The 14,276-nt window shown below is 56.9% G+C and carries 10 protein-coding genes and 4 pseudogenes; 4 read left to right on the top strand and 10 right to left on the bottom strand.

All coding sequences use genetic code 11. From position 1 onward, the window contains the following. Positions 1–229, bottom strand: a pseudogene (locus M3A49_RS40560) (IS6 family transposase); the annotation flags it as partial. A gap of 619 nt (positions 230–848) precedes the next feature. Beyond that, positions 849–1,952: pseudogene (locus tag M3A49_RS40555) on the bottom strand (IS5 family transposase); the annotation flags it as partial. Between M3A49_RS40555 and M3A49_RS40550 the strand changes: the two are divergent. The 4 genes from M3A49_RS40550 (at position 1,897) to M3A49_RS40535 (ending at position 4,067) form a co-directional block, all read left to right on the top strand. Further along, positions 1,897–2,388, top strand: coding sequence for a hypothetical protein (locus M3A49_RS40550; protein ID WP_266233785.1), 492 nt, complete (start codon positions 1,897–1,899; stop codon positions 2,386–2,388). The pseudogene M3A49_RS40555 and the gene M3A49_RS40550 sit on opposite strands and share 56 nt — an antisense overlap. A gap of 77 nt (positions 2,389–2,465) precedes the next feature. Next, complete coding sequence (gene istB / locus M3A49_RS40545) at positions 2,466–3,131, top strand: IS21-like element helper ATPase IstB (RefSeq protein WP_416339113.1); 666 nt, start codon at positions 2,466–2,468, stop codon at positions 3,129–3,131. Further along, positions 3,128–3,346 (top strand): hypothetical protein, encoded by a 219-nt coding sequence (locus M3A49_RS40540; protein WP_266233784.1) that lies wholly within the window; start codon positions 3,128–3,130, stop codon positions 3,344–3,346. Before istB ends, M3A49_RS40540 begins: the two co-directional genes overlap by 4 nt. A 136-nt stretch (positions 3,347–3,482) precedes the next feature. Continuing rightward, the gene (locus M3A49_RS40535) at positions 3,483–4,067 is read left to right on the top strand and encodes a transposase (RefSeq protein WP_266233783.1); all 585 of its coding nucleotides are present in this window, start codon (positions 3,483–3,485) and stop codon (positions 4,065–4,067) included. Between the two features lie 186 nt (positions 4,068–4,253). Here M3A49_RS40535 and M3A49_RS40530 read toward each other — a convergent pair. The 8 genes and pseudogenes from M3A49_RS40530 to M3A49_RS40495 all read right to left on the bottom strand — a co-directional run. Beyond that, positions 4,254–4,364 (bottom strand): annotated as a pseudogene (locus tag M3A49_RS40530) (IS5/IS1182 family transposase); the annotation flags it as partial. Between the two features lie 385 nt (positions 4,365–4,749). Then, a complete protein-coding gene (locus M3A49_RS40525; RefSeq protein ID WP_266233782.1) occupies positions 4,750–5,526 on the bottom strand; it encodes a GH12 family glycosyl hydrolase domain-containing protein in 777 nt (258 codons plus the stop codon). Positions 5,527–5,627: 101 nt separating this feature from the next. After that, positions 5,628–6,482: a sterol desaturase family protein gene (locus M3A49_RS40520; RefSeq protein WP_266233781.1), complete on the bottom strand. Its 855-nt coding sequence runs from the start codon at positions 6,480–6,482 to the stop codon at positions 5,628–5,630. A gap of 725 nt (positions 6,483–7,207) precedes the next feature. Continuing rightward, positions 7,208–8,007, bottom strand: a pseudogene (locus M3A49_RS40515) (IS5 family transposase). A 558-nt stretch (positions 8,008–8,565) separates the two neighbouring features. Continuing rightward, entirely contained in the window at positions 8,566–9,912 is a 1,347-nt protein-coding gene (locus M3A49_RS40510) for a carboxyl transferase domain-containing protein (RefSeq protein WP_266233780.1), read from the bottom strand. A gap of 71 nt (positions 9,913–9,983) precedes the next feature. Beyond that, complete coding sequence (locus tag M3A49_RS40505; protein WP_266233779.1) at positions 9,984–11,324, bottom strand: amidase family protein; 1,341 nt, start codon at positions 11,322–11,324, stop codon at positions 9,984–9,986. A 35-nt stretch (positions 11,325–11,359) separates the two neighbouring features. Next, positions 11,360–13,048, bottom strand: a complete 1,689-nt coding sequence (locus tag M3A49_RS40500; protein ID WP_266233778.1) for an NAD(P)/FAD-dependent oxidoreductase — start codon at positions 13,046–13,048, stop codon at positions 11,360–11,362. A gap of 683 nt (positions 13,049–13,731) precedes the next feature. Next, on the bottom strand, positions 13,732–14,276 hold a 545-nt coding region (locus M3A49_RS40495; protein WP_266233777.1), incomplete at its 5' end, for a transposase.

Raw genomic sequence — 14,276 nt, 5'->3', positions numbered from 1 at the left:
CGGTGGGCCTGCCGAAGCGATTCCACCGTTTGACGAACTCCGGCGCAAAGCGCCGCACCCAGCGCAGGATCGTCGTGTGGGCCAGCGCCAGACCCCGTTCCGCCATCATTTCGACCAGATCGCGCAAGCTAAGCTTGTAGCGCAGGTACCCGCGAACACACAGAATGATCACATCGCGGTCAAAGTGACGGCCTGCAAACAGTTCGTCCAGGCTCTTCAGCTTGCTCATCGTCGGTTCTCAATAGTTCAGCCCGACACCTTAACCGATTCGCCCCCGCGCTATTTGCACCAGAGCCCTTTGGAACAGGACTGGAACAACCCACCGCGACAGAGGGCATTGTCACTCGTTGCGGACTGAGTCCGGTAACATCCGGCGATGCTGGTTACCAATCGCTTTATCGCAGCCACCGCTTCCCGGCGATCGTCGTCAGTTGAACCGTGCGCTGGCAGTTGGACCGCGGTATTGTCATCAGCTACGAAACAATTCGACGCTGGTGCGACAAAACTGGCGCCGGCTTTGCACGTTGGATAAGGCTCTGATGCAAATAGGCGGTCTGTACGAGATTGTTGTTATATAGAGGGTAACTCATCAAGCAGACAGGACGGCCTCCCAGACTGCGGGCGCAGTGGTATCTTTGTGGCCGAGCTTCGCGAGGCCGAACCTCCAGTGGTCCCCTCGCGCTAACCTCGTAGCGTGTGGTTTTTAGCGGGCTCCGGGCCCGCTTTTTTTGTGCGCCGAGCATGCGTGCGCAACAGCTTGGGGGTGAAAGTCCCCTGCCTGCCCAACCTGATGGTGGTGAAGGGCTAGTGAGTTGCCCCTGAATAATTCGTTTCTCGTGCCGTCGGCGTCACGCGGGCAAGTCGGCGGCAATGAAACAGTTGAATAAGGCAGCGAGAATTAAGGCGCAAAGAAGCCGCAGCTTCCTGAGGATCATGCGCAGGTTGTGACCTGCGCCGCACAGCACGGCGTGCATCGCATCGCCAAGCGCCCCCTTTAGCCAGTTCCGGTCGAGCTTCCCATCGGTCTTCATGTGGCCGATAGCTGGCTCGATCGCGCTGCGCCGTCTGATCATTGCGCGTAGTCGGCGTGTGATACCCCGGCGCAATCCCGGGTGGTAGATCTTCACGCCGTCGATGGTGACACCCTTGTAGCCGCGGTCGACGATGGCCACTTCTGGTGTGGCGTCGCACAGGATTGCCGCCTGCTCCAGTGCTTCAGCCAGCGTGTGTCCGTCGTACGGATTGCCAGGCATCGAGCGCATGCCAACGACCAGACCTTCCTTGTGGGTCGTCGTGATCGAAACCTTTACGCCGAATTCATAGGGTATGCGTGCTTTGCCCTTCGCCAGACATTCGACTTCCGGTGCGTGAAGCGCGTAGAGCTTGTTTTTGTCCTTCGGCTTCTGCGCCAGGATGCGCTTCGTGCGACCGATCAGTTCCAGCAGGGCAGCACAGCCTGAGTCTGCCACCTGGACGACCTGCCGCTCCACATCGCGCATGACCCGCCCAACGCGCGAACGCAGCGTGCGCAATGCCTTTCTCATGCGTTTGTACTGCTTCGCGTGAGCGTAGCGGCCGATCTGCAGTCCCAGATGCGGTGCCTCGCGGTTGTAGTTCTGCCGCAGTTTTAGTCCGTGCCGCGCCGCCGCCTTCACCAGATGTTCGCGACACCGCTCGAGCAATCGCGAATCGGTTGGATAGGCAATCGCCTTCTCCATGACCGTGGTGTCTACAATCACGCGCTTCACGCTTGCAGCCTTGATCACACCGGCACGTTTGGCTGCTTCGATCGTCTCGGCTAGTAGTTCCTCAACCCCGGCTTCTCCCAGACGCTTGCGCCAGCGCGTCAGGCTCGACGGGTCGATCGGAGGTTCGGTCTGCAAATAAGTCTCACCGGTGAACACCTGCCAGTACGGGTTCTCCACCCATTGCCAGACGACCTCTTCGTCGGTGCGAAGTTACGCTCGCGGCGCACAGATCGAGATTGCTGAACACATTGATGCCCTCGTTGCATGCAAACGCGAGGCACGTCACCATCGCGGTCTCGACCATCTGGCCCGCGCGGCGCCGGCCAGCCAGGCGTTGATGCTGCGCGCCGCTGAACTCGGCGGCAATCTCGGCAACATCACAGCCAATCTGCTGCGCCTGCTGGACCGCTATGGCGCCGCCGAGCTGCAGGCGGCCATTGAGGAGACCCTCGCCAGTGGCGCGGCACCTCATCCGAATCCGGTCCGTCTGGCACTGGAGCGCCGGCGCGAGGCACGCAAGCTGCCTCCGCCGCTGGCCGTCCCAATGCCCGAACACGTGCGCAAGAAGGACGCGCTGGTAACACCTCATCGCCTCGACATTTACGACCAGATCGCGGGAGACACCGATGAGCGCGCCTGACGATCTGCAAAACCGTGCGCACGCCTTGCGCCTGTACGGACTGCTCCGATGTGGTAGCCCAGCCGTGGCTCAGGCCATTGCTGCAATGGGAAGAGGACGAGCGCGGACGCCGTTCTCTGGAGCGACGCATCCGCGATGCCCATCTGGGCAGCTTCAAACCGTTGTGCGACTTTGACTGGGCCTGGCCCAGGCGGTGTGATCGCGCCGTCGTCGAAGAGTTGATGTCGCTCGAGTTCGTCAAGGACACTGCGAACGTCGTGCTGACCGGTCCGAACGGCGTCGGCAAATCGACACTGGCGCTCAATCTCGCCTATCAGGCCATCGTACATGGCCACACGGCCTTGTTCACTACCGCCGGCCAGATGCTCGGCGAACTGGCCGCGCTCGACAGCGATTCGGCCTTGCGCCGCCGGCTGAACCGCTATGCCTCACCCGACGTCCTGGTGGACGATGAAGTCGGCTACCTCTCGTACTCGAACCGCCACGCCGATCTGCTGTTCGAACTCGTCAGCCGGCGGTACGGGGTCACGTCGACCGTGGTGACGACAAACAGACCATTTGGAGAATGGCATGAGGTGTTTCCGAACGCGGCTTGCGTCGTCTCCCTTGTTGACCGCCTGGTGCATCGCGCAGAAGTCGTTGTGATCGAGGGCGAATCCTATCGTGTCAAGGAGGCGCGTGAACGCGCTGAGCAACGCACGAAGAAACGTGGCGCAGCCAAGACCGAGAAGAGGCCATCATGACGCGCCATCCTCTGCCTTCCGGAATCACCAGCGGGCTCGACTTCCCGATTCCGGACAACTGGACCGCCGATCAGGCACTCGCCGTCATCGAACTCATCGACGATCTACGCGAGCGAATCTGCATGCACTATCAGTTCGCATTGCACGAACGGCTACATGAGCAACGTGCTCCTCCCGTGATCCCTCACCCGAGCAACGGCGACGATCCATTCTGACGACCATCACTCAACAACAGGGGGCGATAGCGGTCCCCTGGTCGTAGACGCTTTTACTCAACCTTGCGCCGCCGGTTAGTGCCGGATTTGCACCGCCGCTAACAACGGTGGTTGTGTCCATTTTTCTGCTGACTTTATGGACATCCGGCAGCCTGCTGATTCCAGTATTTGCAGGGCTCTGGCTGATGTCCATTTTTTGTCTCTTGCGCGTAACGGCGAAGGCGAGTGGAAAGTGCGCAAGCACGGCTGGTCCAAGCGCCGGACGTGGCGCAAGGTCCACCTTGCGATGGACGCGAACACCGGCCAGATCTGCGCCGCGCTGATGACCCATCAGGACGAAGCCGATGGCGAAGTGTTGCCTGATCTGCTCGACCAGATTCCGGCTGACGTGATGATCGATACCATCGGCGGCGATGGCGCGAGCCCGTCGATTCCGCCGCGCGAGGGAGCGAAGCCGTGGCCAGATCGCACGCCTGGCGCCGCCTGGCGCAATGCAGCTATTGCTGCTATCGAAGGAAGCAGCAGGCGCGAATGGAAGCAGGCGACCGGCTACCACCGGCGATCGCTCGCCGAGACCTTGATGTACCGGCTCAAGGTACTCACCGGCTCCAGTATGTGGGCGCACGCGACTGGCTCGCAAGCCACCGAGGTGTCGATCCGTGCGGGTGTACTCAATCGCATGGGAGCCCTCGCTCGCCCGCAGTCCGTCCGTATCGCCTGAGATTGAGAGCACACAGGTCATGTCGTCTTTACGCCTGATTTTTGCAACAACGCCTTCGCAAGGGACAATTCGGTCTCGCGAAGCTCGGCCTCAAAGATGCCACTGCGCTCGCAGTCTGGGAGGCCGTCCTGTCTGCTTGTAAGGTGTCCTCTATATAAGAAAAATCTCGTGCAGATCGCCTATTTGCACCAGAGCCATCAACCTCGACCATGGCACAACCCGTCTCATCTCATCGAGAAATTCCCGCTTGCGCGTACGTTTCGTTGAAAGATCCAGACCAAGTCCGGGCTGTGTCATCGAGGAACCCCTTAAACCTGCCTTCTCCCAGGATAGTCGACCCAAGCGTCAACTCCAGGACTTTTGCAGACCTTCCTTAGCGCTTCTGTGAACACCGTTAGCAGAAAATATGAGCCGCAACACCCGGTTTCTTCTCCGCAGACTCTGTCACAGTGATGCCCATCAGATTGAAAATGATGGGCATCACTTTGATGTCGCCCTCAGCCGCCGTCTATAACGGCCGGCACGAGTCGCTTACCCTGCTCCTGCGCCACCGCACGGATAGCTTGACGTCAATCAAACTTTCGCCGTTGGGAAGAACGACGGCCATCCCGGCTGACCGGTTCCGAGAATTCTGCATTACCAGCGGATATAAATATACACGCGAGCACGGGAGGCGCCGATATTACTCCGCGGTGACGGAAAAGTTTTTGGACGCGAAAGGCAGACCGCCAGGCGACGACGTTATCTCGAAGCCATACTGAACATCGCCGAGTACGACATCATCGAAATAATTCCGCGACTTGAGGTAATTCATGAATGCCAGCACGTCGAGCGTGGTGTGGTCGGTCTTTTTTGTGCGAAGAAACGAATAGACCGTGTTACTGCTATTGCTGCCCACGTAGACATTCCAGTAAGCGCCCGACAGCTGGACATCTTTCTGAATTGGGATAGCGCAGCCGGAAAACGTCCAGTTCGCGGAAATCGGTTTAACGTTGCCGCAGCCATCAGGGGATCCGGTATAGTTGAGCCAGATCATGATTTCATGCGCGTTGTTTCCGGCCCAGATATCGAAGGTCGATTCCCAAGCGCCGCTAGAAGGGGTGATCGCTGAGACGACAGCAGTCAGCGACTTAAGCGAACTGAGGGACTTGTTGACCGCATATCCGATGTGTGGATAGGACTTGATGTGGCCGGTGTCGGGTTGATTTGAAGAGACGCCCCAGTCAAGGTTGCTGTTGGCCCAGATCGTCTGCTTGCCTGCAGCGACGCCTTGACAGGGCGACCAGACGTCATTGTTGAACGTGTAGCTTCCGTAGGAGCTAGAAGCAAAAAGGAGATCGGACGGATAGCAGGACGAGGCTTCGGGCGAAGTTGCAGACCAAGTCTGGGCCTGTGCTTCTGCACTGCAAACCATCAAAGCTGTGGCGGCACAGCCGGCGAGGAATGGCATTCGCTGCATAGGGTTGCTGTCTCCTATAGGGTCGATGATGTCAGTCGAGATTGGTCTCCCTTGGCTTTTAGCGGCGATATGAGCCGTAACATTGCCGAACTGTCAGTCAGTCATTCATTCCTTTTGCCACTTTTGATTGCCGGTCGGAACCAGCGGCGTTGGTCAAACGGGAACAGAACGTAGTCGCGAACCGTATGCGGTTCCGGTTGGTTGCGAAGACCCACTTCCGGCCATTCCTCTTTTTCCGGCCAGTATGCAGTGCGAAAAACTGTGTCCCAGATGGTGGTGAAGAATCCATAGTTTTGGTGCCGGTGATGCGATTCCATTGAGTGGTGAATGCGGTGAAACTGGTTATCGCCGATGATGTATCGGAGCGGCCCGAGATTCACACGCGTGCTGGAGTGAGAAAGATGCGCCTGAAAGCTAATTAGCGTCATGGCAACCGCGGGCACGACACCGGACTTGAAGTGGATTAGCGCGAGTGGCAGTGCTACAAACATCGCGTAAACAATCGGTTCGGAAATGTGATGATTACAGTTCCATGCAGTCAACTCGCGGATCGAGTGATGAGTCGCATGTAAGCGCCACAGGAACGGAATTGCGTGCTGCGCGCGGTGCATCCAGTAGTAAAAGAAGTCGCCGGCAATTGCAACCAGAACGCCAGAAAAAACCGCCATAAACACCCCGGCGATCGTGTTGCCGGAATGGAGCAACGCCCCAAAATCGACTGTCAGGAGTGGTTTCACCCCTAGCCATCGCAGCCCCATAGCGTAAAGGTGCCAGATTAATGCACCACAACCGATGCGGATTATCCAGTTCCGCACGCCCCGAATGTATGACGAAAAACTGTAGCGGTAGGCCGGGAAGATCAGCTCGAGTACGACGCAGACGTTAGCGAAGACCATCACGAGCTCAAATGAGTTCACGAAGAACAGGGCCATCTGATCAATATCGACAACGTGCATTCATTTGCTCCGGCGAATCGGCGCTCTATGCGCGAGCCTAGGTAAAAGCGGTACTGGCCAGTCAGCCGCCTGACAGCTGTCGGTTCACAGGTCCTAAACTATTTGGCCCAGCGCATCCTATAAATGCCGGCTCGGCATGCCATTGGAAGTGCGGGCGGTAGTGCACGGGTTGCACCTGGCAGGTCAAGCAACATCAGGACCGTAGTACTTCAAACCATAACAGTGACGAGTACACAGCAGGTTTTAGTATGCATCGCTTCGCGCCATTGTGAAAATTGATTGTTTGGATCGGAAGCATCCGCGTTCTAAATGCCGTTTGCACCTCAGTCGTAAGTACTGGCGGCATTCAGCCACAACTGATTTGTTGCAAGAGTTGATTGCCACACTGTTCACCGACCCTGCTCTTCTACGACACGACGGCAATCTGATCGCGGTCGACCGTCATTCCTATACCGCCACAGTGGGGTTGGCGTGGCACGAAACCCACAGCGGCGAGTTCGTCTCTCAGGGGCATCTGGGCACTGGGACACGCGAGAAACGACAGCTGGCATTTAACGATTTGATTTTCCTGGCTGCCGCACCGATATAGTCCTACATCATAATTGAGCGGATGGCGAGGTACGAAAGAACCGACGATCGCTTGTAAGGCGTCCTCTATGGGACCAGTTAAGTGGTGTACTCGATAAATCGAGCATAGGGACGAAGTGGCCTCCATGTTTTCAACCTCAGGCGATACGAACGGACTGCGGGCGGGCGAGCGCCGCCATGCGGTTGAGCACGCCTGCACGAATCGATACCTCGGTCGCCTGGGAGCCGATCGCGCGCGCCCACAGGCAGGGGCCCGTGAGTATCTCGAGGCGGTACATCAGGGTCTCTGCAAGCGAGCGCCGGTGGTGGCCGCTCTCTTGCTTCCATTCGCTCCTGCTGCTCTGGGCGATTGCATCGATGGCCGCATTGCGCCACGCCGCACCGGGCGTGCTGTCAGGCCAGGGCATTGCGCCCTCGCGTGGTGGAATAGACGGCGTAGCGGCGCGCGCGGCAATCTGCGCGTGGCAAGGCCTGGTGTCGTAGGCGCCGTCGCCACCAACGGTGTCGATCGCCACGTCAGCGGGAATCTGGTCGAGGAAATCGGGCAGCACTTCGCCATCTCCCTCGTCCTGATGCGTCATCAGCGCGGCGCAAATCTGGCCGGTGTTCGCGTCCATCGTCAGATGGACCTTGCGCCAGGTGCGGCGCTTGGACCAGCCGTGTTTGCGGACCTTCCACGCCTTCGCCGTGGACCTTCAGTCCAGTACTATCGACGACGAGGTGCAACGGCTCGCCGGTGTGCAGCACTGGCAGCGCGACCTTCAGGGTCTGCGCGCGGCGGCACCGGCAAGCCGGGGAAGGCAAGCTGCCCAGGCTGAGCGCGAACCCTTGGAGTGCGCGCAGTGGCAGGCGAAAGGCCTGCGTTGTACTGCGCCCAGTTCTTGACGCGGTATTCGGCTTTCGAACTCGATTGCTTGCTGCTCGTGTCCTTGCGCATCTTCTCGGCAAAAATCGAGAATGTACGCAGGAAACCGAACTGTTAACAGAGCCACGCCCGTACGGCGTTGCGCGTAAACGTCAGCATGTCGCAGCCAGATTTATGCAACAACGCCACTCGAGGCGGTAATGTCAGAAGTCCCGGTGCTGGACTGACAACGCCGACGATTAGCGGCTGATAGCAAATTCGCTGGCACGCGCGACGGTCTTCGCCACGTTGTCCCCGACAGACGATCGGGTGAAACAGGGACAAGCGCGCAAATTACCGACACGATGCAGGAACTCGGGCATGGCAACGTACGTGGAACGTCGCGATGGCAGTAAGGCGCAGGCGCGCAACTTCACGTGAGCACCTGAGTTTCTGCGACCTTCTTCCAAATTCTGCGGCGGCAGTCCGGTTCTATGTAGAGGTAAACGATCAGGTATGGCTGATTGCGCATCGTCAGAGCCTCGATTTTGCTCAAACTTCCTGAGGGCTTTTGATGGTGCAAAATGGTCCTCTTCGAGGCGCCATTGCGCGCGGCCGTACGCTCAAATCTTCCGTGAGGAACAGACCGTGTCACGTCGGAAACAGATATCTGACAACCTGTTGTCTAGTTGTTTCGATTTCTATTACGTCTGTAATCAGGCCATCAGCCTTCAAGAGATTTGGATTCTGGATCTCGTCCGATAGCTTTCGCATAGTGTCTTTAATAGCGCCTTCAGCACCAGACATCACTTTGCTCATCGTGTCCGCGCTAAAAACGCCGATGTGCGCCTGCGGATACGCCAGCACGGCTATTGGATCGAATCCGGGGCCGCTCATCGCATACACACCGCCGGTGTAGGCTTTTCGGACGACAAGGAGTAGCTTAGGTACGTTGCATCTGACATGTGCTCTGAACAACTCCGCTGCTGCCAAAAATATGCCGCTATTTTCAGCTTCCCTGCCTATCATGAACCCGGGAACATCGGCAAGGAAGATGATTGGCATGCTGGTCTTTGCAGCAATGTTTATCATCTTTGCCATCTTGGCCGCGGATTTCCGGTGGATGGCGCCGCTGTTGAATCGCGGGTTGTTTGCCACGATTGCCGCGAAATGTCCCTTAATGCGCGCATAGCCCGTCAGTGCTTCTCGTGCGTATTCGGCGTTTGTTTCAGTGAAGCTGCCTTTGTCGACAAAAGAGAGCAGCAAATGATGCATGTCGTAGGGGGTGCGGTGATTGGGCGGAATCAGATTTTCAAAATCGACGGCGTCGGGTTCCTCATATTCAAGCGCTGTGTCTTTGACGAGGCAGCGTAGAAAATCTCTTACGCATTCAAATAAACGGCGTTCATCCTTGAACGCGAGTTGAACTGACCCCGAGCCCCTGCTGTGAACGTCTGTTCCGCCAAGCGAATACAGATCTGACTGCTCAGCCAGCATCGCCTTCACCATATCCGGACGGCCCATACATAGAGCCCCTTTCTCAGTCATCAACACCAGATCGGCGAGCATAATCGGAAGAGCCAACGGGCCTGACGTCGGTCCTAGTATTGCGGAGATCAGCAGATTGGCTTCTGCGAACTCTGCAAGCGACGCGCTGACCCTGCCCATGCCTGCTGGAGACAAAAGCAGTCTCGACATATCCGACGAGATTACTTTCGTTGTATCGAAACTGCCCACCTCTCCCGGATGATCCTGAATGTAGATCAACGGAGCCCGCTGGTCCCGGGCCTGATTCACTGTGCTTATGATTTGCTCGGCGGTACGCCATTGTCCGGATCCCTTGAACATACAGTCTTGTCCACGATTCATGACCAGAAACGACTTGACCGAATTGATTAGTCCCTCGCCGCAGAGGAAGTGGGCGTCCGCTCTTGGATCATGGTCCACAAAGCTACCCGCGTCAAAAAGCATGCTTATTCTTTGCGACGAAATCTGCATGGATTGCTTACCTCCGAGCAGTGCGTGAGCGTTTGGAAGTCCAGCGCCAGCGCGGTTGAAAGTCGCGTACGCTACGAAGCAAGAATCTCTTCCACAGCGGCTGCCATCAGGAGGAGCCGGCGGTCTTGGCCGCGTGCGGCATCAAGGCTTAATCCCACGGGTAATGCATCGTTCGGCGCCACAGGCAACGTAATGGAGGGCATTGCGACATTGCTGGCGAGGTCGGTGTTGCGTATTACGTCTGCGAACAGTCCTGGACGCTGTGCATCGCTAACGTGAGGAGTGCTGCGCGGGACAGTGGGATAAGCGAGAAAATCGATCCCTTGGGCGTTGAGCAGCGCATTCATTTGTAGCCGCAAAGCGTTAATGTTCTGTACTGCGGCGGTATAGTCTTTCGCGGAGATCAGACTTCCGTCAAGGTGTTGGTGAATGATGCTCCTCACGCACTTGTCATGAATGTTGTCGAACACAGCATTAACCCTACTTCCCCATCCAAACGAGAGCAGTGCGCGCGGAAAGTCCGTAAAAAATTCGTAGACTGGAATGGTAAAAGTGCCGAACTTATTTAATTCGGAAACAACCTCGTCATCGAGGTCGACGCACTGAAAGCCTGCGCGAGTGAGACGCCTGATCGCCTGCCAGCAATGCATCCGAACATCATCATCCAAGTCATCCCACATGGAGCGTGGAAGACCGAGTCGACAGCGAGTATTTGTTTGTTTTGACGGGATTTGGCTATCGGAGCTCAGCAAGTCGTATAGAAACAAAGCGTCTTTTGCCGTTCGCGTCAGGAGGCCCGGTGAATCCTTCGTGCGTGAAACCGGAATGATCCCGGCTGAAGACCAACGGCCACTTGTTGGTCTGAAACCCGTTATGCCGCAAAAGGCCGCAGGTATCCTCACCGAGCCGCCAGTGTCGGTTCCAATCGCCATCGGGACAATACCCGCTGCCACAGCTGCGGCGCAGCCGCCGCTGCTTCCGCCGGCCAAATGGCCCGGAGCCGCCGGATTGCCCACGGTTCCCCAATGGGGATTGACGGACGTGATTCCAAAGCTCAGTTCATGCATGTTGTTCTTGCCGGCGACGACGGCGCCGAGGGATTTGAGCTTTCTGACCACAAGTGCGTCGCGTGTGGCTATACAATCTTCCATGCCCGGTGTCCCGGCGGTTACAGGGAGTCCCTTGACGCAGATATTGTCCTTTGTAGAAAAAGGAATGCCGTAGAGTGGCGTGCCTCTCAGATTGTCCCTCGCTCTCGCGAAGTGCGCCTCCGGGCTGCGAGCACGTATGAAACAGTTTAGATGTGTCTGGTTAGCGTCGGCGTTCAGTGCGCGATCCCGGATCTCTTCCGCTGTAACTGCTCCAGACCTTATGACGTCGCAAAGCGATTCAAGAGTGTTTTGAAAATGCATGAAATTTTGCACGTGGGAGGTCGGGGAGTGCGATATTAGTAGCAGTAGGCACTGCGTATATCGTCAAGAGGGTTGCCAGGTAAAAGATCACCCCCGACGCTACGTATAACGGCGCATGCGCTGTTGATCGCTGTCTGCACGGCTCCGTCAATCCACCCACCGGTGAAAGAACAGCCGCATCCTGCCAAGTAGAGCCCAGTATCGCTTGCTGGATCGTTTGCCGTCTGGAATTGAAAAAACAGACGCTGCGAATAGACATCCTCACCTGGGTAGTTGAGCTTGAAGGCGCCGGACGAATGCGGATCGGTCAGCCAGTCATGATGGAGGACGCAGCGTTCATAGTCCTCATCTGCAGGGACGAGGTGACGCGCAAATTCTGGATGGAAGGTAGACAGGTCGTCGACGAAGCACTCGCACCGCTCTTTTTTGTCTGAAACACTCAGCAACTTGTGAGCGTCGTCCTCCCAAGTGTAGCTGAGCAAAACCACACCCCGACCATCTGGGTTGTGAGGTTCGTAATCAAGGCAGTATACGCCTCGTGCGAAGCTGTCAGACTGGATGGTGACGGGCAGTTTCTTGTTTATCCAGAACTTGTCTCGGGTGAGCATGAAGAGCTTTGACGATCCGGTCAGGTGTGTTTCTCTGACTGCTCTGGACACGTCGCGGCTGAGAAACGTTTCGTCATCTGTCAAGCAATGAACCATCTGCATCGCCCTGTTGTTGCTGGTGACGATCACCCGGTCAAAGGTCGCAATTTCGTTATTGTCGGTCACGAGCTTGATCTCTGCACCTTCTTTGTAGATGCGACCGACGCCGCTGAAGCGAACCCGTTCGGCGACGGTGCTTCCATAAATATTCTCGTCTGCAATACGTTCAGCCAACGTTGAAATTCCGCACGAGATGAGGCGTTGATCGTCCATGTAACCGTTAATGACGAGACGCAAAATTTCGGTGAATCCGGCCTGATAAACGGAGAGAAAACCACCCGAGCCAATCCCAAGAGATCCAAACAGCTCGAAGTCGTACGGCCTTTCCCAAGCAGTACCTCCAGGCGGGCAAGCACCCGTGAAAATGGTGACGATGGCGGCATAGAACGAACTGTCGCGAAATAAATCCAGCCATGTTTGCCACGCGGCGCATGCCTCATTGAAGCGCTGCGATTTCAACATGGCCGTAATTTCGGCCGGCGCGACGAGAGATGTGCCGTTGATCACGCATCCATCCTGCAAGAGAGCTCTCCAGCCTTCGTGTACACGCCTGAATAGAGGCGGTGGCGGATTTCCGGCCGGCCAGATATGGCGAACGCCGCGATAATGTAGTTCCGTATCAACGACTCCAGGATCGGGGAACGATGCTGTGGTGGGAATATCGTACCGCTCAAGGTAATGAAAAAGACCGGTCGCACTTGGAGGAAACCGCATTGCGCCCATTTCGGCGATGAGATCTGGGTGCTCTGAATCAAACGGCTGTGACCACAACCTGCCGCCAATGCGATCGCGAGCTTCAAACACAGTGACGTCGCCTACACCTGCTCGCATCAGTTCGTTCGCGGCCACAAGGCCGCTGACGCCTGCCCCCACGATAGCAACGCGTGGACTTGCGATATCCGAGGAAAGCGTTCCGATTGCCCCTACAGATGCGCCCCGCTCCAAAAACGGAGCATAGTCATACAGTAGATCGACGGTCGGCGATGGAACTTTTGAAGATGTGACGTAGTTTTTCATGGATTCCTCTCCTGTAATGGCAATGCATCGAGGCGAAAGACGATGATGGCGGGAATGACGCACGCATCTCGATAGAACAAGTCGAGATCCTATGATTCGTTGCCGATAACGTGTTGCTCGTCAGTAGAAAATGCCGCGCCGGAATGTCTATGCAATCGACGATAGCAATCTCCTGTAGCGGAATCAAGCAAGTAAAATTGATGTCTTTAGCAATCTGACGCGGGCTATGGATAGTTGTGTCGATAGTGTGAAAATGGAGGTGCTATACCTGAGATCCGACAATGTGCTCTGGGTCAACCTTAAGGGCGGTGACAACGATGGAATTTTCATCGGGTCAGAAACCTCGTCGCGCCCGCGCGTTTGCGTCGGGTCACGACGCCAGCACCTTGATCCATGTGCCATTGCAAGCGTGTGACTCTTCATTGTTCTCTTGTCCATCTCATTGCCTGTGAGCTCAATAGCGCTCGACGAGCACGACCAGTGGATCTTCCAGCATTGACTTCCCTAACTGCAGAAGGGTGGGTTAGCAGGTTGCGGAAATACCCCTCGACGGGAAGCGGCCTTCCACGATTTGCGCGCCCACTGCCGCTAAATCTTTCGCATTGTGCAATTTCAACGCGAATCCACCTTTTTAAAGCGCTGTGAGGCCGACTTCTGGCCTCATTGGCGCCTTTTCCCCGCCACTATGGACGGAACTGTGCCAGCGATCGCATGCGCACGAGGTTGTAGAAGGCTGCCATGTTCAACACGAACATCTGGTCCACCTTCTTCAACCCGCGCACCATCACCTGGCGCATGCGTCCCACGGTCTTGGCCCAGCCGAAACCTTGTTCGATCAACTTGCGCTTTTGCTGCGAAATGGCGTAGCCCGCGCTCGAGGCAATCGTATCGGGCACTGCCGAACGTCGCCCCGAGGTGTTTTGCGCAACATGCGGTGTGACCTTCATCTGTTGACACGCCTCGATGAATTCCTGGGCATCGTAACCCTTGTCTGCACCCAACGTAATTTCTACGTTCGGGTCCTCCACCGCTTGCCGTGCGTCGTGGATCATGATCTTGGCCGCTTCGCGCTCGGCATGCCCGTCGGCGCGTGTCACGCGCGCGTTGACCACCAGGCCGTGCCGGTTATCGGTCAGCGTATGGCCCATGTACCGCAATTCGCTGGCCGTTTTGCCTTTGCGATAGAGCTGCGCATCTGGGTCGGTTCTTGACTGATGTGTCTCGTTGC

Origin of the sequence: Paraburkholderia sp. CNPSo 3076, assembly GCF_026343935.1 — a bacterium.
GTDB classification, from domain to species: domain Bacteria; phylum Pseudomonadota; class Gammaproteobacteria; order Burkholderiales; family Burkholderiaceae; genus Paraburkholderia; species Paraburkholderia nodosa.
The sequence above is the reverse complement of the archived record's forward strand: the minus strand, read 5'-3'. Positions and strand labels throughout refer to the sequence as shown.